General features: G+C 69.3%; 21 protein-coding genes. 14 read left to right on the top strand and 7 right to left on the bottom strand.

The window, feature by feature from the left end; all coding sequences use genetic code 11:
* Positions 1-42 precede the first annotated feature (42 nt).
* Entirely contained in the window at positions 43-1,047 is a 1,005-nt protein-coding gene (locus COA17_RS13330) for a glycosyltransferase family 4 protein (protein WP_096613088.1), read from the top strand.
* A 4-nt stretch (positions 1,048-1,051) separates the two neighbouring features.
* Here the strand turns inward: COA17_RS13330 and COA17_RS13325 are convergent, their stop codons facing one another.
* Positions 1,052-1,309, bottom strand: a complete 258-nt coding sequence (locus tag COA17_RS13325; RefSeq protein ID WP_096613086.1) for a hypothetical protein — start codon at positions 1,307-1,309, stop codon at positions 1,052-1,054.
* On the bottom strand, positions 1,306-2,601 hold the full coding sequence (locus COA17_RS13320) for a histidine-type phosphatase (RefSeq protein WP_217991015.1): 1,296 nt from the start codon (positions 2,599-2,601) through the stop codon (positions 1,306-1,308). The genes COA17_RS13325 and COA17_RS13320 overlap by 4 nt, the downstream gene beginning before the upstream one ends.
* 301 nt (positions 2,602-2,902) lie before the next feature.
* Here COA17_RS13320 and COA17_RS13315 point away from each other — a divergent pair, with 301 nt between their 5' ends.
* On the top strand, positions 2,903-5,647 hold the full coding sequence (locus COA17_RS13315; RefSeq protein ID WP_096613084.1) for a TonB-dependent receptor: 2,745 nt from the start codon (positions 2,903-2,905) through the stop codon (positions 5,645-5,647).
* A gap of 68 nt (positions 5,648-5,715) precedes the next feature.
* Here the strand turns inward: COA17_RS13315 and COA17_RS13310 are convergent, their stop codons facing one another.
* Positions 5,716-6,843: a Ca2+-dependent phosphoinositide-specific phospholipase C gene (locus COA17_RS13310; RefSeq protein ID WP_245857805.1), complete on the bottom strand. Its 1,128-nt coding sequence runs from the start codon at positions 6,841-6,843 to the stop codon at positions 5,716-5,718.
* A 290-nt stretch (positions 6,844-7,133) separates the two neighbouring features.
* Positions 7,134-8,078, bottom strand: a complete 945-nt coding sequence (locus tag COA17_RS13305) for an Mrp/NBP35 family ATP-binding protein (protein WP_096613082.1) — start codon at positions 8,076-8,078, stop codon at positions 7,134-7,136.
* Between the two features lie 73 nt (positions 8,079-8,151).
* Between COA17_RS13305 and hflK the strand changes: the two genes are divergently transcribed.
* From hflK to COA17_RS13275, 6 genes are all read left to right on the top strand, one after another.
* Positions 8,152-9,291: a protease modulator HflK gene (hflK, locus tag COA17_RS13300; protein WP_096613198.1), complete on the top strand. Its 1,140-nt coding sequence runs from the start codon at positions 8,152-8,154 to the stop codon at positions 9,289-9,291.
* Positions 9,291-10,169 carry a protease modulator HflC gene (gene hflC, locus COA17_RS13295; protein WP_096613080.1) on the top strand — a complete coding sequence of 293 codons (879 nt, stop codon included), beginning with the start codon at positions 9,291-9,293 and terminating at the stop codon, positions 10,167-10,169. Before hflK ends, hflC begins: the two co-directional genes overlap by 1 nt.
* Before the next feature lie 145 nt (positions 10,170-10,314).
* Positions 10,315-11,847, top strand: coding sequence for a Do family serine endopeptidase (locus COA17_RS13290; protein WP_096613078.1), 1,533 nt, complete (start codon positions 10,315-10,317; stop codon positions 11,845-11,847).
* A 77-nt stretch (positions 11,848-11,924) separates the two neighbouring features.
* The gene (locus COA17_RS13285; protein ID WP_096613076.1) at positions 11,925-13,586 is read left to right on the top strand and encodes a helicase HerA-like domain-containing protein; all 1,662 of its coding nucleotides are present in this window, start codon (positions 11,925-11,927) and stop codon (positions 13,584-13,586) included.
* A gap of 164 nt (positions 13,587-13,750) precedes the next feature.
* Complete coding sequence (locus COA17_RS13280; protein WP_066489304.1) at positions 13,751-14,275, top strand: phosphoribosyltransferase family protein; 525 nt, start codon at positions 13,751-13,753, stop codon at positions 14,273-14,275.
* Positions 14,276-14,297: 22 nt separating this feature from the next.
* Entirely contained in the window at positions 14,298-15,005 is a 708-nt protein-coding gene (locus COA17_RS13275) for a VIT1/CCC1 transporter family protein (protein WP_066489305.1), read from the top strand.
* A 17-nt stretch (positions 15,006-15,022) separates the two neighbouring features.
* Here the strand turns inward: COA17_RS13275 and COA17_RS13270 are convergent, their stop codons facing one another.
* A complete protein-coding gene (locus COA17_RS13270) occupies positions 15,023-15,979 on the bottom strand; it encodes an isopenicillin N synthase family dioxygenase (protein ID WP_066489309.1) in 957 nt (318 codons plus the stop codon).
* A 106-nt stretch (positions 15,980-16,085) separates the two neighbouring features.
* Here COA17_RS13270 and COA17_RS13265 point away from each other — a divergent pair, with 106 nt between their 5' ends.
* The 4 genes from COA17_RS13265 (at position 16,086) to COA17_RS13250 (ending at position 18,703) form a co-directional block, all read left to right on the top strand.
* Positions 16,086-17,312, top strand: coding sequence for a Bcr/CflA family efflux MFS transporter (locus COA17_RS13265; RefSeq protein WP_096613074.1), 1,227 nt, complete (start codon positions 16,086-16,088; stop codon positions 17,310-17,312).
* A 73-nt stretch (positions 17,313-17,385) separates the two neighbouring features.
* Positions 17,386-17,733: a DNA primase gene (locus COA17_RS13260; protein WP_096613072.1), complete on the top strand. Its 348-nt coding sequence runs from the start codon at positions 17,386-17,388 to the stop codon at positions 17,731-17,733.
* A gap of 96 nt (positions 17,734-17,829) precedes the next feature.
* Positions 17,830-18,165 (top strand): DMT family protein, encoded by a 336-nt coding sequence (locus COA17_RS13255; RefSeq protein ID WP_066489313.1) that lies wholly within the window; start codon positions 17,830-17,832, stop codon positions 18,163-18,165.
* A gap of 31 nt (positions 18,166-18,196) precedes the next feature.
* Positions 18,197-18,703 (top strand): hypothetical protein, encoded by a 507-nt coding sequence (locus COA17_RS13250; RefSeq protein ID WP_096613070.1) that lies wholly within the window; start codon positions 18,197-18,199, stop codon positions 18,701-18,703.
* 10 nt (positions 18,704-18,713) lie between these two features.
* Here the strand turns inward: COA17_RS13250 and COA17_RS13245 are convergent, their stop codons facing one another.
* Entirely contained in the window at positions 18,714-20,000 is a 1,287-nt protein-coding gene (locus COA17_RS13245) for a homoserine dehydrogenase (RefSeq protein WP_066489317.1), read from the bottom strand.
* A gap of 509 nt (positions 20,001-20,509) precedes the next feature.
* Here COA17_RS13245 and COA17_RS13240 point away from each other — a divergent pair.
* Both COA17_RS13240 and COA17_RS13235 read left to right on the top strand, forming a co-directional pair.
* Positions 20,510-22,477, top strand: a complete 1,968-nt coding sequence (locus COA17_RS13240; protein ID WP_096613068.1) for an OPT family oligopeptide transporter — start codon at positions 20,510-20,512, stop codon at positions 22,475-22,477.
* Positions 22,474-23,805, top strand: a complete 1,332-nt coding sequence (locus COA17_RS13235) for a hypothetical protein (protein WP_141397099.1) — start codon at positions 22,474-22,476, stop codon at positions 23,803-23,805. Before COA17_RS13240 ends, COA17_RS13235 begins: the two co-directional genes overlap by 4 nt.
* On the opposite strand, the gene COA17_RS13230 is transcribed toward COA17_RS13235, so the two are convergent.
* Positions 23,777-25,060 carry a glycoside hydrolase family 130 protein gene (locus COA17_RS13230; protein WP_070321855.1) on the bottom strand — a complete coding sequence of 428 codons (1,284 nt, stop codon included), beginning with the start codon at positions 25,058-25,060 and terminating at the stop codon, positions 23,777-23,779. The two genes, COA17_RS13235 and COA17_RS13230, sit on opposite strands and share 29 nt — an antisense overlap.
* Positions 25,061-25,098 lie beyond the last annotated feature (38 nt).

Here is a 25,098-nt window from a genome sequence, read left to right as displayed (position 1 = left end):
GGCATTCGCCGGGATGACAGGAAGGACAAAGGACAACCACCCATGAAGATCGCCATGCTCGCCCCGATCGCGTGGCGCACGCCACCGCGCCATTACGGCCCGTGGGAACTGGTCACCAGCCTGCTGACCGAGGCGCTGGTGGCGCGCGGGGTGGACGTGACGCTGTTCGCGACACTCGACAGCGTCACCGCCGCGACGCTCGACGGGGTGGTGCCCGCGCCATACTCTGAAGACCCGTCGATCGATGCGAAGGTGTGGGAATATCGCCATTTGTCGCACCTGTTCGCGCAACGCCACCGGTTCGACCTGATCCACAACCAGGCGGATTTCCCCGCGCACGCCTTCGCCCCGCTGGTCGATACGCCGATGGTGACGACGATCCACGGCTTCTCGTCCGACCGCATCCTGCCGATGTACGCGCCCTATCAGGATCGCGTCCATTACGTCGCGATCAGCGACGCCGACCGGCACCCGGCGCTGCGCTATGCCGCGACGATCCACCACGGCATCCCGCTGGACGATTTCGCGTTCGACCCGGTCGGCAGTGACGACCTGCTGTTCTTCGGCCGGCTGCATCCCGACAAGGGCGCGGCGGAGGCGATCGCCGCCGCGCGGGCATCGGGCCGGGCGCTGGATATGTACGGGATCGTGCAGGACCAGGGCTATCACGACCGCGCCGTCGCGCCCGAACTGGATGCCGACATCCGCTATCACGGCGCGGTCGGTGGGCAGGCGCGGGTGCGGGCGCTGGGCGGGGCGCGTGCGCTGCTCCACCTCATCAACTTCGACGAGCCGTTCGGCCTGTCGGTGGTGGAGGCGATGGCGTGCGGCACCCCGGTGATCGCGACGCGGCGCGGGTCGATGCCGGAGATCATCGAGGATGGCGTCACCGGCTTCCTGGTCGACGACCTGTCCGGCGCGATCGCCGCGATCGAACGCGCCGACACGATCGACCGCGCCGCGTGCCGCCGCGCGGTCGCCGACCGGTTCAGCATCGACCGGATGGCCGACGCCTATATCGCGCTTTACCGGCGCATTCTCGGTTAGCCGCTTATCGCGGCAACTGCCCGCGCCACCATGTCCGCGGCGGCTTGGTGCACATCCGCGCGCCGACCACCTGGCATTGCCCGCCGGTCGTGCCAAGCGCGCGTTCCTTGTCGTCGTCCACCCGCGGCGTGCCGTCGATGCGGTAGCGGCCCGGCGTGCGCGACTCCGTCGGGATCGCCGACAGCCGGCTGGCGGCGGTGGCCAGCAGCGCGCCGTCGTCCTGCGCCGCGACCAGCAGCAGCGCCAGCGCCGCGCCGCTCACCCCCGCTCGCCCACCGGCGCCACGCCCAGCCGGGGCGGGTCGGCGGATCCCGTTTCCCCCTGCAGACCGTCCGCCACCACCGTCCCCGCGCGCAGCCGGGCAAGGAAGCGCGGCAGCGGACAGACATGGGCCGGGCCATCGTCGCATCCCGCCAGCGGCAGCGCCGTCCAGGTCACGCGGTCGGCGGCGGCCCGGATCGCGGCGGCACTCTGGCTGCGATACCACAGGCGGACAGCCGGCAGGCCATGCGCATCACGGACAAGCGCCACCGCCAGCGCACCACCGGGGGAAGGATCGCCCGCCGCGAAGCCGGGCGCCTTCACCGTCACCCCCAGCACCGCGGCCAGCGCGGCGACATTGGTGTCATGGCCGACCAGCATGTCGACGCGCGGCGCGTCCGGGCGGGTGAAGTCGGCCGCGATCCGGGCGACGGTAGGCGCGGTCTGGAACGCGGTCATATAGGGGGGACGCGCATACAGATCGAACAGCGCGCCATGGACCGCGCCGATCCGTTCGAGCATTTGCGGCGTCGCCCGTCCCCACCCGACCCGCGCCATCGGCATCCCTTCGAGATATTGGAGCATCAAGACCTGCGCGGTGCCCGATGCAGCGCGGATCGGGCCGGTGACCGCGATATCGTGGCGGTCGCCGCTCGGCGCGACCGTCGAGGGGGCGACCGGGCTGCAGGGGCCGGGCGCGGGGCAGCCAAGGATATGGTCGAGCAACGCCAGGCTGGCCCGGTGGCGCATCGCCAGCGCGTCGACCCCGCCGGTATAGGATTGTACCGACAGTGCAGCGGCAGCGGCGTCGAATCCGGCCGGTCGCGTGTTCAACGGCTCGAACAGCGGATCGGCGCCCGGCGCCGAACGGTGGCCGACCGGCAGCGGGCAGCCCGGCGCCAACCCCGCCGCATAGGCTTCACCGCTGGCGATGGTACGCGAGGACGTGTTGGCCCACAGCCGCACGACGCCATCGGCCGGGCAACCGGTCGCCGGCAGTATCCCGGCCCGCGCGAACCAGCGGCGGTCGGCCCGCCCCAGCGCGCGCAGGGCGGCAGCTCCATGGGGGGTGATCTGTGAATCGGGGACATTCCATACCGGCCACGGCGCGCCGGTGCGCGTGCCATCCGGCACTTCGCCCCGCAGCGGCGCGCGCACACCATGCCGCATCAGCAGGACGATGCGCATCACGGGCGGGGGGGCTACCGCCGGCGCGGGCCGGGACATGGCCGGCGCTGCGGGAAGCGTGGCGATACAGGCGGTCAGCGCGATGGCGCGGATGCGATGTGACATGACCATGCCGCCCGATAGACCAACATTGCGTAGCGGCCGTGACATTCGCGCAAGACGCCGATGCCGGCTCGGGATCGTCCTGCCGGAAACCGTCTTACGCATACCTTAAATTCGAAACGGGTGCGTAATAATCGACTGCTAGCGGCACGATCACATGACGAGGGGGTCGCCGGGGGGCTTCGCCAACCGATCTCACCAGCCGTCTTGATCATGGGTCATGCACCAAAGGGGAAATCCGTTGTACAGAAGCCTTGACTGGCGTTTTGCACGCCTGTTCGGCAGCACTGCGCTCGTGCTTGCCATGCAAAGCCCCGCCTTCGCCGCGACGCGCGCAGGACCGTCGGACACCACCGCCGCGACGATCGATGCCGCAGCGATTGCGCCGGACACCGACGACGGCAAGGAGACGGGCAATACCGACATCGTCATCGACGGCAAGTTGCGCGCCCGCCGCCAGGCGCAGACCGACCAGCTCGCGAGCGGATCCCTCGCCACGATCGTGTCCGGCGAGGAACTGCGCGCGCAGCCGCAACAGAATCTCGCCGATCTGCTGACCCGCCTGCCGGGCGTCAGCTCCTCGGTGGATCAGGGATATAACGCCGCGGCGACCGGCGAGGCGCAATATGTAACGATCCGCGGCCTGGATTCGAGCTATAACGCCTATCAGTTCGATGGCGTCCGCATCGCGCAGACCAACGCGAACAATCGCGCCATTTCGATGAACCTGTTGTCGCCCTTCGCGCTGGCCGAGGTGCGGGTCGACAAGGCGCCGACCGCCGCGCAGGATGGCGATGCCATCGCCGGCGTCCTGGATTTTCGCACGGCATCGCCGTTCAGCCTGCCGAACCATTATCTCCAGGTCCGCGCGCAGGGGCAGGTCAACGGTCGCGCCGCCGCGCGCGACCAGGATTATCTGGGTGGCACCGCCCAGGTCGAAACGGCACAGCAGTTCGGCGATTTCGGCATCTATGCCTCCGCCTATTACGGCCAGAAGAACGTGTATGGCGAAGCCGTGACCATGCACAAAGACTATATCAAATATAACAAGAATATTCCGGGCGACATCCGCGACAATCTGGACAATGCCTTCGGTCGCGGCGTGGCCTGGAACGTCTATCAGAACGACATCAAGCGTTTCGGCGGCACCGTGAACCTTGAGTGGAGGAGTGATGCGCTCAACCTCTATTCGCGCACGACCTATGGCGAATATCGATTGAAGAGCTGGATGGATCAGACCGCGATCCGCGTCGTCGGCCTGTCCTCGGGGCAGGTCAATCCGAACCCCGGCGGCGGGGACTATAATGCGGACGGCTATGCGGCAATCTACGGCACCGGCGCCAGCAACTACTTCCGTACCGAACACAGCAATCAGCGCCTCGTCACCAGCAAGCTGGGCGGCGACCTGCGTCTGAGCGACAAGGCAGTGGTCGATTTCTACGGTGCCTATTCGCGCGGCAAGACCGAATACCCCTTCCGCCTTCAGGCGAAGTACCAGACGCCGGCCTACATCGGCGGCACCAACACCGGCACGGCAACCTTTCGCCTGGTGACGAAGGCCGCCGATCCGATCGCTCCGCATGTCGTGCTCGATTCCGCAGCGAACAGCTATCTGACCAATTTCGCCAATTTCCAGGAAGTCTATTCGATCGTCCAGTTCGAGCATGTGACCGAGGCCAAGGGCGAAGGCGCGGTGAACTTCACCTATACGTTGGCGGACGAAGGGCTTTCGGCGATCCGGGCCGGACTGAAGTATGAATCGGCGGACCGGGATTCCAATGGCATCAACGAAGCGCTGGAATATGACTTCTCGGGCGCGAACATCCCCACCCTGGACAAGGCTCCCGGCACGCGCGTCAACGATTTCATGCATGGCGGCGCGCAGATCCCGCTCTACATCTACGACCATGACTATATCGAGGGGCAGGCGCGGCAATTGTCGCTCAGCAAGCTGGCCACCGTCGATCCCAACGTGCTCAACCAGCAGAAGCAGGATGGTACGGAACAGCGCTTCAGCGCCTACCTGCTCGCCAATCTGAAATTCGGCGGCCTGGAAATCGTGCCGGGCGTGCGGTTCGAACGCAACCGGTTCGAAGCGACCTATTGGCAGACGGAGTCGGACAAGAGTGGTTCCGTGGGGCACTTCGCGACCAGCACGAAAAGCTATGACCAATGGCTGCCGAGCCTGATCGCCTCCTACCGCCCCAGCGATACGATGGTCTACCGCGCGTCGGTGCGCAAAAGCTATACGCGGCCGCCCTTCGGACTGCTCGTCGGCCCGACGACGATCGCATATGATACGCAGTTGATCGACAACAAGCCGGTGCGCAAGATCGTCGGGATGACCGTCCCGAACCCGGACCTGAAGGCGACGGAAGCCTGGAATGTCGACGGATCGGTCGAATTCGCCGGGGCGGGGTCCGACTTCTTCTCGACCGCGCTCTATTACAAGCGGTTGAGCAATGTGTGGTTCGCGACATCGACCGATACGACGCTGGTCGGCATTTCGAAGCCGGGCGACGACGCCGTCGTCCTGTCGTCGAACGATTCGAGCGGCAAGGGGACGGTGTACGGGATCGAAGTCTTCGCCCGTTACGGCCTGAAGAACTTGCCGGGGCTGCTCGACGGGCTGGGCATTCAGGCCAACCTGACGCTGCAGCGCGCCGACGCGACCATTCCGATCACGAACAATCTCCGCGCCAAGCGACGGATGCCGAACGCGCCGCAAGTGATGTTCAACGCCGAACTCTATTACGATCACGGGCCGGTCTCGGCATGGGTCAGCTATAATTACACGGGCAACAAGCTGATCGACGTTCGTACCCCGCAACCCGACACCTATCTGCAACCGACGTCCCTCTTGAACCTGTCGGCCACCTATACGATCGGCAAGCGGCTCACCGTCGGCGCGTCGTTGCAGAATCTGCTGAACGCGTCGAACTATTGGGCGACCTATGGTGAAAAGCAGACGCTGCTGTCGGTCGACCGTTCGGGCGGCTATATCGAAACCGGCCGCACCTATCTGCTCAACCTGGCCTACCGGATGTAATCGGACGGTCCTGTGACCCGCCCGGGGGCGGTCGGCGCAATGCCGGCCGCCCCTTTTTATGCCGGGGGTCAGTGTGCGCAGCGTGGGGCGGTGACGGGATCGCAGTCATGCCACCCGCCCGGCAAGGCCGCGCGATAGCCGAAGTTGGCCGGATCGGGGGCGCCGTCATAATAATCGGTGCTGACGAACTGCGCGCCCGATGCGATCGCCGCGTCGAGCCGACTGCGGTCCTTCGCCCGTGCTTCGCGCGTGTCGGCATCGGCACGGGTACGCACCAGGAAGCCCGCCGATACCAGCTGGCGAATATGCGCGCCTTCCCGGCGGGCGTCCTGAATGTTGAAGACCGACGCTTCCGGGGCATCCTCCGGATAATATCCGAACATCAACCGTCCGCGCAGCGAAGGATGCCCGGTGCGGTACAGGTCTTCATAGGCGTCCGAACCATCCAGCACGAACAGAAACCGGCCCCGCGCATCCGCCAGGCGCGGCCAGCGATGCGCACGGATCGCGGCGGCAAGCGTGGCATCGAGACCGCGCACCGCATCGGGCGTGATGATGTGGTCGCGCCCGATCACCGCCGCCAGATCGGCGTCGAGTGCGTCGAGCCCGGCCGCATCGAAGCGCGCGGCATGCGGCCACCGACCGGGGGCGGGTTCAAATGCCGCTGCATTGACCAGCACCGTGATCGGCAGATGGTCGGGATGGGCATCCGACCAGCGCCGCAACGTGTCGAGACAGGCGCGGAAGGTCAGGCAATGGCTGGCGACATCGAGGCCCGCGATATGCAATACCTTGGCTCCCGGCGCGGTCATCGCGGCGCGGGATTCCGGCGTCGTCATCAGATAGGGTTCGGCATAAAGGCCTCCGACCGGATCGGGCGCGACGTCGATCTCGATCTGCCGCAGCCCCAGCGTCAGCTGCGTCTCCAGCGAAGGATGGCCATAAGCCAACGCTTCCCATTCCGCGGGGGCAAGCGCGCGAATGCGCGCCTCTGCCGCCGCATTGGGATAGGGCTTGTAGCTGTTGTGCGATCCCAGAACGCGCATCTGGTCGATGCGAAGCGACGCCGGCAGGCCCTCGACGGTCGCGGCGTGCGGCGCGGACCGCGCCCCAAGCATGAGCGGCATGGCAAACAGCAGCGCCAGAAGCTGGCGGCCGCGATGCTTCACACGCGCCGAACCGGCCGAAACGGTCATATCCATGCAACTCCCTGAACGTGGTGGCTCGGCACCCGGGATGTCGCATGCGTATAACCCCTTGATGACGGCGATCGCCCCGCTCGACGCCTACGCCATGCGAACAGCGCGGACGGCGATATCGGCATGCCGGTCGTACATTCCCACTGAACCCGGCAGATGGTCCGGACACCGATTTTTGGCCCGGACCCGAAGGTCCCGACAGCGCCACCGCGACCGGCGCCTCTCGCATGACGGCCCTCCCGTCCGGGGATAGGGCGCCACCACCGCACCGGTTGCGTGGCGCGGCGTCAATGCGCCGCCAGCCACGCCGCCACCTGCGCCGCGATCGGCGCGAACACGCGGTCGTCGTCCGTCGCCGCGGGCGGCTGCCCTGCGTCCGATGCGGTGCGGATCGCGATGTCGAGCGGCACGCGCCCCAGGAACGCGATCCCCGCCTCCGCCGCCGCCGCCTCCGCGCCGCCGCGCCCGAACGGGTCCGACACCTCGCCGCAATGCGGGCAGGCATAGCCGGCCATGTTCTCGACCAGCCCGATGATCGGCACGCCGGCCTTCTGGAACAGGTCGATCGCGCGGCGCGCGTCGATCAGCGCCAGGTCCTGCGGCGTCGATACGATCACCGCACCGGCCGGGCGATGTTTCTGCACCATCGTCAGCTGGACATCGCCGGTACCCGGCGGCAGGTCGACCACCAGCGTATCGGTCGCGCCCCAGTCGGCATCGACCAGCTGGCCCAGCGCACCCGCGGTCATCGGCCCGCGCCACGCGATCGCGCGGCCGGGCTCCACCAGCTGCCCCATCGACAGCAGCGGCACGCCATAGGGCGTCGCGACCGGCAGCAGCACCTTGTCGCGCGCCTGCGGCCGGGTGCCCTCCACCGCCATCAGCCGCGGCTGCGACGGGCCGTAGATATCCGCATCGACCAGCCCGGTGCGCCGCCCGGCGCGCGCCAGCGCGATCGCCAGATTGGCGGACAGCGTCGACTTGCCCACCCCGCCCTTCCCGCTGGCGACCGCGACGATCCGCCGCGCCACCCGCTCGGCGGTGACGACCACGCGCACCTCATGTCCGGGCAGCGACGCGGCCATCCGCACGCTCGCCTCCAGCGCGTCGCGCGCGGTCGCGTCCAGCCCGGTCGCATCGACCACCACGCCGATCCGCTGCCCCTCGATCCGCACCGTCGCACGGTCGCCCGCGACGGCGCGCACCGCGTCCTTCACCTGCATTTCGCTCATGGACATGATCCGTTACGCGCGCTCGTGCGGCTTGGCACTGTTTTTCGGGCGCGCCGCTCCTATAAAGGCGGATATGACCATCCTGCGACGCTGGCTCCGGCGCCCGATCATCCTTGCCGCCGACAACAATGACAATGGCCCATGGGGCGGCGGCGGGGACGACAGTGCCGGCCCGCGCAACCCGTGGTCGACGCCCCCCGGCGGCGGGCGCCGCCCCGCGGCGAAGCCGACCGCGCTCGACGAATTCCTCAAGAAGGCGCGCGGCGGCGGCAACGGCGGCGGCGGGTTCGGCGGTGGCGGCGGCCCGCAGTGGCAGGCGGGCGCCAACGCGCGGATGCTGTGGCTGATCGGCATCGCGCTGCTGGTCGGGCTGTGGCTGCTGCTCACGTCCTTCCACCAGATCGGCCCGCAGCAGCGCGGCGTGGTGACCTATTTCGGGCGCTACGCCGGCGAACTCGAACCGGGCATCCGCCTCACCCTGCCCGCGCCGATCGTCAACGTGACGAAGGTGGACGTCGAACAGGTACGCACCGACGAATTCCCGCAGGAAGGCGGGGAGATGGTGCTGACCGGCGACCAGAACATCATCGACCTGGCCTATACCGTGCGCTGGCGCGTCTCCAACCCGCGCGACTACGTGTTCGAGATCAAGGATCCGCAGGAAACCGTGCGCGCCACCGCGGAAAGCGCGATGCGCGCGGTACTGGCCACCACCACGCTGAACGAGGCGATCGGCGCGGGCCGCACCACGATCGAGGCGCGCGTGGCGCAGATGATGCAGGAAATCCTCGACAGCTACGAAGCGGGCGTGCGCGTCCAGGGCGTGTCGATCAAGCAGGCATCCGCCCCGCCCCAGCTGGCCGACGATTTCAACGCCGTCACCGCCGCGCAGCAGGAAGCGGTCGGCAACCTCAACAACGCGCGCTCCTATTCGCAGCAGGTGATCGCGCGCGCGCAGGGCGAGGCGTCGGCGTTCAACCAGGTGTACGAGCAATATCGCCTCGCCCCCGAGGTGACGCGCCGCCGCATGTATTACGAGACGATGGAGGCCGTACTGGCCAGGACCGACAAGACGATCGTGGAGACGCCCGGCGTGACGCCCTATCTGCCGCTCGGCGAGGGCCGCCGCCTGCGTGAACCCGGCGAGGGCGATGCCACCACGCCCGCCGCCCCCACCCAGCCCGCCCAGCCCGCGCAGGGGGGGCAGCGGTGATGCCGCACTGGTTCCGCCATCCGATCGCGCTCGGCTTCGCCGCGCTGATCGTCGCCATCCTCGCGGCCGCGACCTTCGCGATCGTGCCCGAAACGCAGCAGGCGGTCGTCCTGCGGCTCAACAACCCGATCCGGCTGGTCAACCAGTGGCAGCCGGGCCAGACGATCGGCAACACCGGCGCTGGCGTGATCGCGCGCATCCCGTTCGTCGACAAGATCGTGTGGGTCGACAAGCGCGTGCTCGACGCCGATCTCGACAACACGCTGGTGCTGTCGACCGACCAGCTGCGGCTCAACGTCGATGCCTTCGCCCGCTTCCGCATCGTCGATCCGCTGAAGGCGGTGACCTCGACCGGCAGCACGTCGAACACAGAGGAGCGCGTCGCCGACCAGCTGCGCCCGCTCTTGGGCACGGCGCTGCGCAACGAACTGGGCAAGGTGCCGTTCTCGGTGCTGCTCAGCCCGGAACGCGGCAAGGTGATGGACGCGATCCAGGCGTCACTGCAACGCTATGCCCGCCAATATGGCGCGGAGATCGTCGACGTGCGCATCAAGCACGCCGACCTGCCGGAGGGCAGCCCGCTGGAAAGCGCGCTCCAGCGGATGCGCACCGCGCGTCAGCAGGAAGCGAACACGATCCGCGCGCAGGGGCAGAAGCAGGCGCAGATCGTCCGCGCCGAAGCGGATGCGCAGGCCGCGCGCGTCTATGCCGACGCGTTCAGCAAGGATGCCGATTTCTATGATTTCTATCGCGCGATGCAGAGCTACCGCCACACCTTCGGTGCGGACGGCGGGCCGGCACCGGAAGGATCGACCAACATCATCATGAGCCCGAACAACGCCTATCTGCGCGAATTCAACGGGCGCGGACGCAATTGACGTCGTTCCGGCGCGCCACGGCGGGCCGGGACAGAAACAGCTGTCGATGCGTTCACATTCAAACCGCGTTCATCGCACGTCCGGCACTGGATGACGCATCGTTCCTCCTTACATTGAATGGGTGATTGAGAAGGACATGAGAAAAGTGCGTTACGCCTACGCCCTTACCGGCGCCCTTCTGCTCGGCGGCACCGCCGCGTCGCTGACGCTGCAGAATCCGGCGACCGCGCAAGTCGCCCAGAACGAACCGGGCAGCATCGCCGCCGCCGCGCCGCGCGCCGGCGCGCCGATGAGCTTCGCGGACCTGGTTGCGAAGCTGCAACCCGCGGTCGTCAACATTTCCACCACCCAGAAGGTCACCGTCCAGCAGCAGGCGAATCCGTTCGCCGGCACGCCGTTCGGCGACCTGTTCGGCCAGTTCGGCGGCGGGGGCGGCGGCGCGCCGGTCACGCGTGAGGGGCAGTCGCTCGGTTCGGGCTTCCTGATCTCGGCGGACGGCTATGTCGTCACCAACAACCACGTTATCGCGCCGGCGGCGCGCGGCGCGACGGTCGAATCGATCACCGTCACGCTGCAGGACCGCAAGGAATACAAGGCCAGGCTGATCGGCCGCGATCCCACCTCCGACCTGGCGGTGCTGAAGATCGATTCGCCCACCCCGCTGCCGTTCGTGCGCATGGGCGATTCGGGACGCGCGCGTGTCGGCGACTGGGTGGTCGCGATCGGCCAGCCGTTCGGACTGGGCGGCACGGTCACCGCGGGCATCGTCTCGGCGGTGCACCGTTCGACCGGCAACGGCCCGTTCGACAGCTTCATCCAGACCGATGCCGCGATCAACCAGGGCAATTCGGGCGGCCCGATGTTCAACCTGAACGGCGAGGTGATCGGCATCAACAGCCAGATCTATTCGCAGTCGGGCGGCAACATCGGCATCGGCTTCGCGATCCCCGCGACCGAGGCGAAGCCGATCATCGACACGCTGATGAAGGGTCAGAAGATCCAGCGCGGCTATCTCGGCGTCGGCATCCAGCCGGTGAACGACGATATCGCCGCGGCGCTGGGCCTGCCGAAGAACAAGGGCGAGATCATCGGCCGGGTCGAACCGGGCGGTCCGGGTGCCAAGGCCGGGCTGCGCCAGGGCGACGTCGTCACCGCGATCAACGGCCAGGCGGTGACGCCCGACCGCACCTTGTCCTACCTCGTCGCCAATGCCGCGCCGGGTTCGACGATCCGCATGGATGTGATCCGCGACGGTCGCCCGACCACGGTCGCCGCCACGGTCGCGACGCGCCCGCCGGAGGACCAGATGGCCGCGCTCACCGGTGGCGGCAGCGATGACGACGGCCTGCCGGGCGACGATGACGAAGGCGCGGTCGCGCCCGCGTCCAGCTCGATCGGCGTCACCGTCCAACCGCTGACCCCGCAGATCGCGCGCGCGATCGGGGTCGATTCGACGGTGCAGGGCGTCGTCGTCAGCGCGGTCGATCCGTCCAGCGACGCCGGGCAGAAGCTGAAGCGCGGCGACGTGATCTCCTCGATCAACTCGCAGCCGGTGCGCACCGCCGCCGACGTCGCGCGCGTCGTCGCCGCGGCCAAGGCGCAGGGCCGGCCGCAGGTGCTGCTGAACATCACGCGCCAGCGCACCAGCGGCGTCTTCATGGCGGTGAAGATCAAGTAAGCGCCGCATTGCACCGTGATCGGGGCCGTCGCATCATCGGATGCGGCGGCCCTTTTCGCCTGTGGGGAGAGTGACGAGTGAGCGACGGCATCTTCATCGGCGCTGGCGAGGGCGGCGTGGCGCCGCAGCGGCTGGACCTGCGCTGCGCCAACCGCCACGGGCTGATTGCCGGGGCGACCGGCACCGGCAAGACGGTGACGTTGCAGGGCGTGGTGGAGGGCTTTTCCGCCGCGGGCGTCGCCTGCTTCGTCGCCGATGTGAAGGGCGACCTGTCCGGCCTCGCCATGGCCGGATCCCCGGCCGCCAAGACGCATCCGATCTTCGCCGCGCGCGCCGCACAGATTGGCATGACCGACTGGGCCTATGCCGACACGCCGGTGCAGTTCTGGGACCTGTACGGCGAACAGGGTCACCCGATCCGCACCACCGTCAGCGAGATGGGGCCGCTGCTGCTCGCGCGGCTGATGGGGCTGAACGAGGTGCAGGAAGGCGTGCTGACGATCGCCTTTCACGTCGCCGATCAGGACGGACTGCTGCTGATCGACATGGACGATCTGCAGGCGATGCTGGCGCATTGCGCGGAGCGCGCCGACGAGCTGACCGTCACCTATGGCAATGTCGGCAAACAGTCGATCGGCGCGATCCAGCGCGCGCTGCTCCAGCTGCGCTCGCAGGGCGCCGACCATTTCTTCGGCGAACCCGCGCTCGATCTGGACGACCTGTTCGGCGTGGACGACCGGGGCCGCGGTCTCGTCAACGTGCTGGCGGCCGACCGGCTGATGGCCAGCCCGAAGCTGTATTCGACGTTCCTGCTGTGGCTGCTGTCCGAACTGTTCGAACATTTGCCGGAGGTCGGCGACCCCGACCAGCCGAAGCTGTGCTTCTTCTTCGACGAAGCGCATCTGCTGTTCGACGACGCGCCCGATGCGCTGATGGACAAGATCGAGCAGGTCGTCCGGCTGATCCGGTCGAAGGGCGTCGGCGTCTATTTCATCACCCAGAACCCGATCGACATCCCCGACAAGGTCGCCGGGCAGCTCGGCAACCGCATCCAGCACAAGCTGAACGCCTTCACCCCGCGCGACCAGAAAGCGGTCAGCGCCGCGGCGCAGACCTTCCGCCCCAATCCGGCGGTCGACGTGGCGAGCGCGATCACCCAGCTGAAGACCGGCGAGGCGCTGGTCTCGCTGCTCCAGCCCGATGGCGCGCCCGCGCCGGTCGAGCGCACGCTGATCCGCCCACCCGCCAGCCGCGTCGGACCGGTCACGCCCGAGGAACGCCGCGTGCTGATCCAGACCGACGCGATCGGCGCCAAATACGACACGATCGTCGATCGCGATTCGGCCGAGGAACTGCTGGCCGCCAAGACGCAGGAGGCCGCCGCCGCGGTCGCCGCCGCCCGGGCGCAGGACGAAGCGGACAAGGCCGCCGCGCTCGCCGCAAAGGAGCAGGCGAAGGCCGCCAGGGACGCCGAACGCGTGCGCATCGCCGCGCAGCGCGACGCCGACCGCCAGGCGCGCGAGGACGACCGCGCCCGCCGCGCCGCCGAGCGCGAGGCGGCGAACAACCCGTGGAGCAAGGCGATGACCTCCGCCACCCGCTCCGCCTCCTCCGCGATCGGGCGGACGGTGGCGAACGAGGTGACCAAGGCGGTGCTGGGGTCGGGCCGCGGCAGGTCCGGCGGCGGCCTGCTGGGCCAGGTGATGCGCGGCGTGCTGGGCGGCCTGCTGCGGCGATAGGGGGCGCCGAAAGGAACGTCACCCCAGCGAAAGCCGGGGTCTCCCGCGATCATCCGCCCCGCCCGCCCGGCAGAAAATCCCGGCCTTCGCTGGGATGACGCACCCTTTCACCCACACCGCGCAACCCCGATGACTCGCGCGCGCGTCTCCGTTACATCGCCGCAATGAGCACGCCGATCTTCACCCCCATCACCCACGCCGATCTCGTCGCCCATGTCCGCGCGCTGGCCGCGGCCATGGCGGCGGATGCGGACTGGACGCCCGCGCATATCATCGGCATCGGCCGTGGCGGGCTGATCCCCGCGGTCTATCTCAGCCACGCCACCGGCCTGCCGATGCTGGCGGTCGATTATTCGTCGCAGTCGGAGGAACTGGCCGCCGATGCCATCGCCAAGCTCGCCGCGCGCACCCGCGCGGGCCAGCGGCTGCTGTTCGTCGACGACATCAACGACAGCGGGCGCACGATCGGGCACCTGCGCACGATGCTGGCGCGCGAGGGCGCGGCCGAAGGCGCGGTGCGCTTCGCCACGCTGATCGACAATTGCCGATCGGGGCAGCGGGTCGAATATGCCGCGCACGGCATCGACCGCCAGGTAACCAAGGACTGGTTCGTCTTCCCGTGGGAAGCGATGGCGCCCGACAGCGCGATCGCCGCCGACGCCGCCGAGGTGCCCGAACGCATCGCCTGACGTCCCGAATGCCGGAGGCAGCATGACCGACGCCCTTCCCCATGCCGCCGGCGAACATCATCTGGTCCACCGCACCGGCTGGCTGCGCGCCGCGGTGCTGGGCGCCAATGACGGGATCATCTCGGTCTCCAGCCTGATCGTCGGGGTCGCGGCCGCGCCGGGGGCGACCGCGGGCGCGGTGCTGATCGCCGGCACCGCGGCGCTGGTCGGCGGCGCGCTGTCGATGGCGGCGGGCGAATATGTCTCGGTCAGTTCGCAGGCCGATACCGAGCGCGCCGACCTGCGCCGCGAGGCGGCCGAGCTGACCCGCGCGCCGATCGCCGAAACGCGCGAGCTGGCCGCCATCTACGAATCGCGCGGCGTCGACCCCGCGCTGGCGCAACGGGTGGCCGAACAGATGATGGCGCATGACGCGCTGGGCGCGCATCGCCGCGACGAACTGGGGCTGGCGGACGACGGCGGTTCCAACCCGGCGCAGGCGGCGCTGTTCTCCGCCGCGGCGTTCGCCGCCGGCGCGATTCCGCCGGTGCTGGCCGCGCTCGCCCCGCACGGCGCCGTCCTCTATGCCGTCCCCGCCACCGCGCTGCTGCTGCTGGCGTTGCTGGGCGCACTCGGCGCGCGAGCGGGCGGCGCGCCGGTCGGGCGCGGGATGGTGCGCGTCGTCGCGCTCGGCGCGCTGGCGATGGCGGTCACCGCGCTGATCGGCAAGGCGACCGGCACGGTGATCTGATCCGCCGCGCCGTCACCTCACTTCTTGATGAGCCCGATCTCGACCAGCCGTTCGTGCAGGTAACCGTTGGCGGTGATCGGCGCGGGATAGCGGTTGGGCCGGTCGGCGGTGATCGTCTGCGGCAGCGTCTCGATCAGGAAATCGGGCGCGGGGTGCAGGAAGAACGGCATCGAATAGCGCGAATGGCCGCGCCGTTCGGGCGGCGGGTTGACGACGCGGTGCGTGGTCGACGGCAGCACATGGTTGGTCAGCCGTTGCAGCATGTCGCCGACATTGACCACCATCGCCCCCTCCGGCGGCTTGATCGCCAGCCAGCGGCCCGAATCGCGATCGAGCAGTTCCAGCCCCGCTTCCTCCGCACCCAGCAGCAGCGTGATGAGGTTGATGTCCTCATGCGCGCCCGCGCGCACCCCCTCGGCATCGGCGGGGATCGGTGGATAGTGGAGCAGCCGCAGCACCGAATTGCCGTCCTTCACCGCCGGGTCGAACCAGTCGGGCGCCAGCCCCAGATGCCGCGCGATCGCCGACAGCAGCCGGTCGCCCGCACGATCGAACGCGGCGAACATTTCAACGAACGTGTCGCGGAACCCCTCGGGCCGCGCCGGCCACACGTTCGCGGCCATCTCCCCGGCATAACGATGCCCGGGCGGCAGCTCGCGTCCGACGTGCCAGAATTCCTTCAGATCGACGTGGCGCGCGTCCTTGGCGATCTCGGTCTTGAACGGGGTATAGCCGCGCGCACCGCCCCCGCCGGGGATGTGATAACCGCGCTTCTCCTCCTCCGGCAGTGCAAACAGCGCCGCGGTCTCGGCCCAGGCGCGGTCGATCAGCGGCTGCGGCACACCATGGTCGGCGACGATCGCAAAGCCGAAGCGCTCGAACGATCCGCCCAGCGCCGCGGCGAAGCCGTCGGGGTCGCGATCCTGGTCCTTCAGGCTCAGCGTCGGAACCTGGGCGGCGGGGGTGTCGAGCATAGGAACGTCCAACTTGTTGATGTGCCGACAATAGGCGCGCACGCCCCGACATGCCAGCACCGCTGGACGCGTGACACCGCGCGCCCGCTGCCCTAGGCGCGGGGGCATGTCGTCTTCCCCTGCCCCCACCGATCGGGGACCGCCGCTACCGCTGCCCGAATTTGTCGCGCTGATCGCCGCGCTGATGGCGCTGACCGCGCTGGGGATCGATTCGATGCTGCCCGCACTGCCGGCGATCGGCGATACGCTGGGCGCGCCGGATGCCAATGCGCGGCAATATGTCATCACCGCCTTCGTGCTGGGGTTCGGCGGCGGGCAGCTGATCCACGGCCCGCTCGCCGACCGGTTCGGGCGGCGGCGCAGCCTGATCGCGGCGATGACGATCTATGTCGCCGCCAACGCGCTGTGCGCGATCGCCGCCAGTTTTCCGCTGCTGCTGGCCGCGCGCGTCGCCGCCGGCTTCGCGATCGCGGCGGCGCGCGTATCGGCGGTGGCGATCGTGCGCGATTGTTTCGAAGGGCGCGCGATGGCGCGGGTGATGTCGATCACCTTCATCGTCTTCATGATCGTGCCCGTGCTGGCGCCGGCGTTCGGCGCGGGCGTGCTGCTGTTCGGCGGGTGGCGCGACATCTTCTGGGCGGTGGCGGTCGCGACCATCGTGGTGCTGGCGTGGTTTTCGTGGCGGATGCCCGAAACGATGCACCGCGAGGATCGCGTGCCGCTGTCCCCTGCGCGGATCGTCGCCGGGTGGCGGCTGACGCTGTCGGATCGCTGGTCGCTGGGCTATACGCTGGCGGCGACCGCGCTGCTCGGCGCGCTCTACGGCTATCTCAATTCGATCCAGCAGATCATGGCCGACACGTTCGGGCGCCCGCGGCTGCTGCTGGTGATCTTCGCCACCACCGCGGGGACGATGGCGGCGGCGAACCTCGCCAATGCGCGGCTGGTGATGCGCGTCGGCACGCGGCGGCTGGCGCATGGCGCGGTGCTGCTGCTGATCGCCACCGCCGCGCTGCATCTGGCGCTGGCGCTGGCGGGGGTCGAGAACCTGTACGTCTTCGCGGTGCTCCAGGCGATCACCATGGGCTGTTTCGGGCTGGCCAGCGCCAATTTCTCCGCGATGGCGATGGAGAATATGGGGCATATCGCGGGCACCGCCTCCAGCGTGCAGGGCTTCACCAGCGTGACGATCGCGGCGGGCGCGGGCGCCGCGATCGGGCAGGCGTTCGACGGCACCACCGTGCCGCTGACCGCCGGCTTCCTGGTGGCGGGCATCCTCTCGCTCGCCGCGGTGCTGGTCACCGAACGCGGCCGGCTGTTCACGACGCGCTGAACCGAGCGATGCGCGCGGAACCGCGCACGCCCGTCTGCCGTTCGTCGCCATCATCGGCATGAGGAGCTTCGCGATGGGCGGACAGCATATCCACGGACACGGTTCCGGCGACGACGGCTATGACGAGGACGGCTACGACGAAAGCCAGCGCGCCGAAATCCTGGAGGCGACCCGCGACGGGCCGAGCGACGGGACGATCATCGTCGATCTCGATCCCGATATCGGCGAGGACGACGATCTGGAGGATGAGGACGAACTGACGCTGCGCGACGGCCAGGTCGGCGAGACCGACGCCACCGTGGCGCAGGACGATGCCGACGTCGAGGAAGACGAGGTGCAGGAAGACTTCGACGACGACGCCGACGATGATGGCGAGGAAGCCGAACTCACCGATCGCGACGACGCCGCGCTGCGTCCCTGATCGCTGCCCCCCGCCGCCGACGCGCGCCATTGCACCGGCGCGTCGGCGGCGGCATGGCGGGGAACCCCTTTCCCCATTCGCGGAACGCTGCGCGCCATGCCCACGATCGCCCTGCTGATCGCGTCCAACTGCTTCATGACGATCGCCTGGTACTGGCATCTGAAGGGTGGGGAGGACAAGGCGCTGCCGCTGGTGATCATCATCAGCTGGGCGATCGCCTTCTTCGAATATTGCCTCGCGGTGCCGGCCAACCGCATTGGCTATCTGCACGGGTGGACCGGCGGGCAACTGAAGGTGACGCAGGAAGTCATCACGCTGGCGGTCTTCACCATCTTCGCGATCGTCGTGCTGAAGGAGCCGCTGACCTGGCGTCACGCCGGGGCGTTCGGCTGCCTGGTCGGCGCGGCGGCGTTCATGTTCGCGGGGCGTTGACGATCGCGGCCCGCGCAGCCACGCTGTCCGCATGATCGCTGCCCTGCTGCTCCTGCTACAGGCCGCTTCGGCGGACGTGCCCGCGCGCTTTTCGGTGCTGGCACCGGTCGCCAACCAGCCGTGCGTGCGCGGGCGCGCGCCGGACGAGATCGTCGTATGCGCCGATCCGCTGCCCGACCAGAAGCTGCCGCTGCCCCACGAAGTGCCCTCGTCGCTGCCGCAGCCGGTCAACCGGAACGCGGACGGCATGGGCGCGCTCGCCGCGGAGGGCACGCCATGCGCGGCGCGCGTCGGCGGGTGCCAGGTGGGGATCGACCTGCTCGGCATGGGGACCGCGGCGGTGCGCGGGATTCAGAAACTGGTCGCGCCGGGCAGCTGCTGCGAACGCGACGGAGAGGGAACCAGCACCGGGATGCTGGTCGGCGACGTGATCGGCGGCGTCGCGCGCGCCTTCCGCCCGCACGCGAAGGCGCCGAAGGGCGAGCGGGTGCCGATCGACCTCGCCGAACCGTCGATGGCCGGACGGGTCAGCCCCTAGGCCGGCCCGCCTACGCCAGAATATGCATCCACAGCGGCTCGCCGGTCAGGCTCTGCGATCCGCGCAGCCGCTCCAGCGCCTGCTCGACGCAGCGTTCCGGCCCTTCGTGCGTGACGATCGCGACCAGCACGCTGCCCTCCGCTGACGCGCCGCGCTGGATCAGACTTTCGATCGAGACGCCCGCATCGCGCATCGCCGCGGCGATCTCCGCCAGCACGCCGACACGATCCGCGACCGAAAAGCGCAGGTATGCGCGCCCGCGCCGCTCACCGCTGTCGGCCGCCGCGGTCGTCGCCAGCGCGTCGGCGGGCATCGCATAGGCCGGGCCGAACTCGCCGCGCGCGATATCGATCAGGTCGGCGACCACCGCGCTCGCGGTCGGCCCCGCCCCCGCGCCCGCGCCCTGGAACAGCAGCCGGCCGACGAAATTGCCCTCCGCGACGACCGCATTGGTCGCGCCGGTGACATGCGCCAGCGGATGGTCGCTGGGCACCAGATGCGCGTGGACGCGCTGGAACAGCCCCGCCGGCCCGGCCTCCGCCACGCCGATCAGGCGGATGCGATAGCCCAGCGCCGCCGCTTCCGCGATGTCCGCCGCCAGCAGGTGGCGGATCCCGCTGATCGCCACGTCGTCGAACGCGGGCGCGGTGCCGAACGCCAGGCTGGCGAGGATCGACAATTTGTGCGCGGCATCGACGCCATCGATGTCGAACGACGGATCGGCCTCGGCAAAGCCCAGCGCCTGCGCCTCGGCCAGCACCGCGGCGAAGTCGCGCCCCTCGGCCTCCATCTTCGACAGGATGAAATTGCACGTGCCGTTGAGGATGCCGTAGACGCGCCCGATCGCATTGGCCGCCGCGCCCTCGCGCAGGCCCTTGATGACCGGGATACCCCCCGCCACCGCCGCCTCGAACTTCAGCGCCGCGCCCGCTTCCTCGGCAGCGCGCGCCAGGTCGAGGCCGTGGTGCGCCAGCATCGCCTTGTTCGCGGTGACCAGCCCCTTGCCCGACGCCAGCGTGCGCCGCGCCAGCGCCAGCGCGGGGCCGTCCGATCCGCCGATCAGCTCGACGATCACGTCGGCATCCACGTCCGCCAGCGTCGCGGTATCGTCGACCCAGGCGAAGCGCGACAGGTCGACGCCGCGGTTCTTCAACCGGTCGCGGGCGGACACGGCGACGACCTCGATCGGGCGGCCGGCGCGGCGCGCGATCAGCTCGCGGTTCTCGTCCAGCACGCGGATCACCCCGCCACCGACGGTGCCCAGCCCCGCCAATGCCACCCGCAATACGTCCGCCATCGCCTGTCCCCCCAAGTCGCCGGCCGCGATTACGGCGTGGCGCACGCGATGTCGAGCACAGGCGATTCGCTGACGAATGCATATTTTGCAATCGCAAGCGAATCACATTGCACTTGCACAATCATGTGTTGCGATGCACAAAAGCCGTGCCTTTCAGGCATCCTCTCCTAAAAACTTTCACAGCCGGGCTTCTGCCCGGCTTTTTTTTGGCCGCCGCTTGCGATACACGAATCGGGCCGCACCCCAAAAAACAACGTGCGCAGGAGCAGGATGTCGCCGGTAGGACCGGCAGATGACCGGGGGAGCGACATGGCCGCGCTCCCCCCGCGTATGCGATAAACGCACCATCCCACTGTTGCCCGTCCAGCCCTTATCTGCGCGTCGGCGGATGGTCCGGCGGGCATGACTCTACCCGCCGCGGGTCCGCACATCGTACCGTGGCGGGGCATGCGCGCACAAGCACGCCGCACCCGCTGGTGGAGCCGGCGCGGCTATGCCACGGTAGCGCCATGACCGGCCCCGCATCCCCCTCCGCCCCCGCTCCCTCCCCCACGCCCGTCGCCGAACTGACGCTGCGCGGCATCCTTCTGGGCGGCGCGATCACGCTGCTGTTCACCGCCGCCAACGTCTATCTGGGGCTGAAGATCGGGCTGACCTTCGCCACCTCGATCCCCGCAGCGGTGATCTCGATGGCGGTGCTGCGCGCGTTCCGCGGCTCGTCGATCCTCGAAAACAACATCGTCCAGACGGTGGCATCGGCGGCGGGGACGCTGGCGGCGATCATCTTCGTCCTGCCCGGCCTGGTGATGGTCGGTTACTGGCAGGGGTTCCCCTTCCTCACCACCGCCGCGATCACCGCCACCGGCGGCGTGCTGGGGGTGATGTTCTCCGTCCCGCTGCGCCGCGCGCTGGTGGTCGACACCGACCTGCCCTACCCGGAGGGCCGCGCCGCGGCGGAGGTGCTGAAGGTCGGCGAGGAAAGCCGCACCGGCGGCGCGGACAGCGCGAGGGGCCTGTCCGCGATCCTCGCCAGCACGCTCGCTTCGGCGGGCTTCGCGATCCTGACCCAGACGAAGCTGGTCGCGGCGGAAGCCGCCACCTTCTTCCGCGTCGGCGCGGGCGCGACCGGGGTGGTCGGCGGGCTGTCGTTCGCGTTGCTGGGTGCCGGCCACCTGATCGGGCTGTCGGCGGGGCTGGCGATCCTGGCCGGCGTCGCGATCGGCTGGTGGATCGTGCTGCCGATCCTGACCGCCGCCGCGCCGCAGGCGGGCGACGTCGCGCAATGGGCCAACACCGTGTTCCGCAACGACGTGCGCTTCTTCGGCGCGGGGGTGATCGGGGTCGCGGCGATCTGGACGCTGGTGCGGATCGCCGGGCCGGTCGCGGGCGGGCTGCGCGCATCGCTGGCGGCATCGCGCGGCGCACGCGGCATGGGCGTCGCGCTGGAGGAACGCGACCTGCCGTTCGCGGTCATCGCGGGCGGCACGCTGGCGGTGCTGGTGCCGATCGCGCTGCTGCTGCACGGCGTGCTGGCGGGCGGGCCGCTGGCGGGCAGCGCATGGCTGCTGATCGCGGCCAGCCTGTTGTTCGTGCTGGTCGTCGGCCTCGTGATCGCGGCGGTGTGCGGCTATATGGCCGGGCTGATCGGCGCGTCCAATTCGCCGGTGTCGGGGATCGGCATCCTGTCGGTCATCGCCGCATCGCTGATGCTGGTCGGCTGGTTCGGGCGCGGCGGCGGCGCGCAGGAAACCTCGGCGCTGGTCGCCTATGCGCTGATCGTCACCGGCATCGTCTTCGGCGTCGCGACCATCTCCAACGACAATCTCCAGGATCTGAAGACCGGGCAGCTGGTCGGCGCGACGCCGTGGAAGCAACAGGTCGCGCTGGTGATCGGCGTCGGCTTCGGATCGCTGGTGGTGCCGCCGGTGCTGCAATTGCTCTACACCTCGTTCGGGTTCGCGGGGATGCCCGGCGCCGGCGCCAATGCGCTCGCCGCGCCGCAGGCGGCGCTGATCTCCGCGCTGGCACAGGGCGTGCTGGGCGGCGACCTCAATTGGACGATGATCGGCTGGGGCGCGGCGACCGGCGTGGCGATCATCGCGGTCGACGAACTGCTGGGACGCATGGGCCGGATGCGCCTGCCCCCGCTCGGCGTCGGGCTGGGCATCTATCTGCCGATGGCGGCGACGCTGACCGTCGTCGTCGGCACCGTGATCGGCCATTTCTACGATCGCTGGGCGGACGGGCGCGCCGATGTGGAGGGCACGAAGCGGCTGGGCGTGCTGACCGCGACGGGGATGATCGTCGGCGAAAGCCTGTGGAACGTCGTCTTCGCCGGCATCGTCTACGAAGCGGGCAATGACGCGCCGCTCGCGCTGGTCGATGGGTTCGAGACGCCCGCGCTGATCGCGGGCACCTTGCTGTTCGCGGCGATCGCGTGGTGGCTGTACCGACGCACGCGGCGGCTGGCGGCATGACGTGGCGCGCGGCACTGGCGGCGCTCGCGCTGCTCGGCGCCGCGCCGGCCCCCGATACCGCACCCGATGAGCAGGCGGAGGCGGCGGTGGCGGAGGCGTTGACGCTCCCGCCCGGCTATCCCCGCGACGCGGTGCTGCGCGCGATATCACGCAACCTGCGCTGGTCGGGGCACCCCGACGTCGGCATCCGCGCCGCCCGCGCGATGACCGACGGCGGCAAGGACGAGATACCCCCCGGCACCGTCCCGGCGCCACCCCGCTACGTCCCGCTGCGCACCGCTTTCCCGGACGCACGCTGCGATACCGCCCCCGACGCCGCGATCGACGACTGGGCGCGCGCTTGCCTGCTGAAGCGGGACTTCCACTGGATCGGCCTGCCCGATGCCGCCCTGGTCCGCGGTGTGGCATCGCGGCTGCGCGATGCCGGGGTGCGCCGTGGCGTACTGGCGATGCTGGTGAACGGCTATGGCGGCGCGGATGATCTGCGCTTCGTCGCCGCCGAACAGGCGCGCCGCCCGGACCCGGCGGTCGCCGCGCTGCTGGCGACGCCGCAAGCGCGCTACCGGCTGGGCGAGCGCGCCGCCGCGCTCACCGCCGCCCGCGCCACGCGCACCTTCGACGACAAGGCGGCGGCGATCCGCCTGATGCTGGCGGCCGGCGACGTCGATGCGGCGATGGCGGTATTCGATACGATGGCCGACACGCCGCCCCGCCTGTCGGACGATTGCTTCGGCTGGTTCGGGCCGATCGGCGGCCTGGCGCTCGGTGGCCTCGGCAACGTCGGCAACCCTGTTCCGGCGGTCGGCACCTTCATCGATCGGGCGAGCGCCACGCCGCTGTTCCGTCGGCTGTGCCCCAACGGCCTCGATGCCGAAACGCACGTCGCCCTGTCGCTCACCGCCGGCCGAACCGCCGACGCGCTCGACCGCGCCCGGAGGGAACGGGCCAGCCCGTTCCTGCTGATCGACACCGTTTTGCAGGTCGCGCGCCAGCGGCTGATGGTCGCGGACCCGGCGACCGCACGGCGGCTGCTGGGCGAGGCCGCGGCGATCCTGCCGCCCTATCGCACGGACGAGCGGTCGGGCGATATCAACCGCCGCTTCGAACTGACCCGGCTACTCGCCGCAGCCGGAGATGCCGACGCCGCCGACACACTCGCGCGCCGCCAGCCCGCCGGGGCATTGCGCGCGGTCGCTTTGTCCGCGGCGGTAGCGGGGCGCGCCGGGCTGCGCTTCGACGATCAGGCGCCGATGCTGGAGACGATCGACCCCGCCTGGCTGCCCCAGCTCACAACGGCGCTCACATCTTCGACAGCAGCTCCGCGATAGACACGAACGCGAACCCGACCGAGCTGTCGGCGATGCCATAGGGCATGAACAATTTGTCGCCGTGCTTCATCGCGCCACAAGTGTAGACGACGTTGGGGACATAGCCTTCGCGGTCCTGGTCCGCCGCCGCCAGGATCGGCGAGCGCGTGCGCCCCAGCACCCGCGCCGGATTGTCCTTGTCCAGCAACACCGCGCCGATCGAATATTTGCGCATCGCGCCCACGCCATGGGTCAGCAGCAGCCAGCCCTCGTCGATCTCGATCGGCGGGCCGCAATTGCCGATCTGCACGAACTCCCACGGAAACACCGGCTTCAGGATCAGCTCGCCGCCGTCCCAGACGGTCAGGTCGTCGGTCTTGAGCAGGTACAGGTTCTCGCCGTCCTGCCGGCCGATCGCCAGATACTGGTCGCCGACCTTGCGCGGGAACAGCGCGATCCCCTTGTTGCGCGATGCGCTGCCGGTCATCGGCACCAGGTCGAAGGCGCGGAAATCCTTGGTCCGCATCAGCTCCGACTGGATCGCGCTGCCGTTATAGGCGGTATAGGTGCCCAGCCATTCGACGCTGCCGTCGTCATGGTGGAACTGCACCAGCCGCAGGTCCTCCAGCCCCTTCGACTGCGCCTCGGTGATCGGGAAGATCACCGTGCCCGACAGCGTGCTGTCGCGGTGACGATAGACGGTCACCGGGCCACTCGGCATCTGTTCCTCGTCGCTGCCGACCGCGTCGGTGGCGGTCGCGAACGGCGGCTCGGGCGCCAGCTTCAGCTCATTGTCGCTGGTGATGATGCCTTCGCGGAACGCGACCGAGGAGATATGCCCCTCCCCCACCGCGCGCAGCGACATCAGGATGCGCTGCGCCCCATCCTCCATCCCGCTCTGGTCGGGATGCGGCACCACGCTGGGATTCATCAGCGCAGCAGCGGCATAGCTGTATTCGTGGCAGAAATAGGCGCCGATCAGCTGCCGCTTCTCATCAGAGATGCGGCTGCCGTCCAGCCCGTGCGCCGACGCGATCTCGTCGTAACGGGTCATGAATACGCGGCGCGTCTGCCAGTGGCGCGCCTCGAAATCCTTCAGCACCAGTTCCAGCTGGTCGCGCGCTTCCTGCGGCGACATGCTGACCACCTCGCTGATAAGCCGTTGCGACCGGCTGGGGCCGCCATTCTGCGGCGCCATCCACCCGATATGAAAGGGTCGGACCACCACTCGCGACGGATCGGCATGCAGACGCAGCCGGTGGTTGAACAGCTTCAAGGACCAGCCTCGTCGTTATGGACGTAACGCTCGCGCGT

It is taken from the genome of Sphingomonas ginsenosidimutans (assembly GCF_002374835.1).
In the GTDB taxonomy this organism is placed as follows: Bacteria; Pseudomonadota; Alphaproteobacteria; order Sphingomonadales; family Sphingomonadaceae; genus Sphingomonas; species Sphingomonas ginsenosidimutans.
The sequence above is the reverse complement of the archived record's forward strand: the minus strand, read 5'-3'. Positions and strand labels throughout refer to the sequence as shown.

Bases quoted from the DNA above. Each gene is read 5' to 3' on its own strand.
- COA17_RS13265 (WP_096613074.1), top strand. From the start codon at position 16,086: ATGTCGTCTTCCCCTGCCCCCACCGATCGGGGACCGCCGCTACCGCTG.
- COA17_RS13330 (WP_096613088.1), top strand. From the start codon at position 43: ATGAAGATCGCCATGCTCGCCCCGATCGCGTGGCGCACGCCACCGCGC.
- COA17_RS13240 (WP_096613068.1), top strand. From the start codon at position 20,510: ATGACCGGCCCCGCATCCCCCTCCGCCCCCGCTCCCTCCCCCACGCCC.
- COA17_RS13310 (WP_245857805.1), bottom strand. From the start codon at position 6,843: ATGACCGTTTCGGCCGGTTCGGCGCGTGTGAAGCATCGCGGCCGCCAG.
- COA17_RS13275 (WP_066489305.1), top strand. From the start codon at position 14,298: ATGACCGACGCCCTTCCCCATGCCGCCGGCGAACATCATCTGGTCCAC.
- COA17_RS13315 (WP_096613084.1), top strand. From the start codon at position 2,903: ATGCAAAGCCCCGCCTTCGCCGCGACGCGCGCAGGACCGTCGGACACC.
- COA17_RS13255 (WP_066489313.1), top strand. From the start codon at position 17,830: ATGCCCACGATCGCCCTGCTGATCGCGTCCAACTGCTTCATGACGATC.
- COA17_RS13250 (WP_096613070.1), top strand. From the start codon at position 18,197: ATGATCGCTGCCCTGCTGCTCCTGCTACAGGCCGCTTCGGCGGACGTG.
- COA17_RS13305 (WP_096613082.1), bottom strand. From the start codon at position 8,078: ATGAGCGAAATGCAGGTGAAGGACGCGGTGCGCGCCGTCGCGGGCGAC.
- COA17_RS13260 (WP_096613072.1), top strand. From the start codon at position 17,386: ATGGGCGGACAGCATATCCACGGACACGGTTCCGGCGACGACGGCTAT.
- COA17_RS13270 (WP_066489309.1), bottom strand. From the start codon at position 15,979: ATGCTCGACACCCCCGCCGCCCAGGTTCCGACGCTGAGCCTGAAGGAC.
- COA17_RS13235 (WP_141397099.1), top strand. From the start codon at position 22,474: ATGACGTGGCGCGCGGCACTGGCGGCGCTCGCGCTGCTCGGCGCCGCG.
- COA17_RS13280 (WP_066489304.1), top strand. From the start codon at position 13,751: ATGAGCACGCCGATCTTCACCCCCATCACCCACGCCGATCTCGTCGCC.
- COA17_RS13320 (WP_217991015.1), bottom strand. From the start codon at position 2,601: ATGTCACATCGCATCCGCGCCATCGCGCTGACCGCCTGTATCGCCACG.
- hflC (WP_096613080.1), top strand. From the start codon at position 9,291: ATGCCGCACTGGTTCCGCCATCCGATCGCGCTCGGCTTCGCCGCGCTG.
- hflK (WP_096613198.1), top strand. From the start codon at position 8,152: ATGACCATCCTGCGACGCTGGCTCCGGCGCCCGATCATCCTTGCCGCC.
- COA17_RS13245 (WP_066489317.1), bottom strand. From the start codon at position 20,000: ATGGCGGACGTATTGCGGGTGGCATTGGCGGGGCTGGGCACCGTCGGT.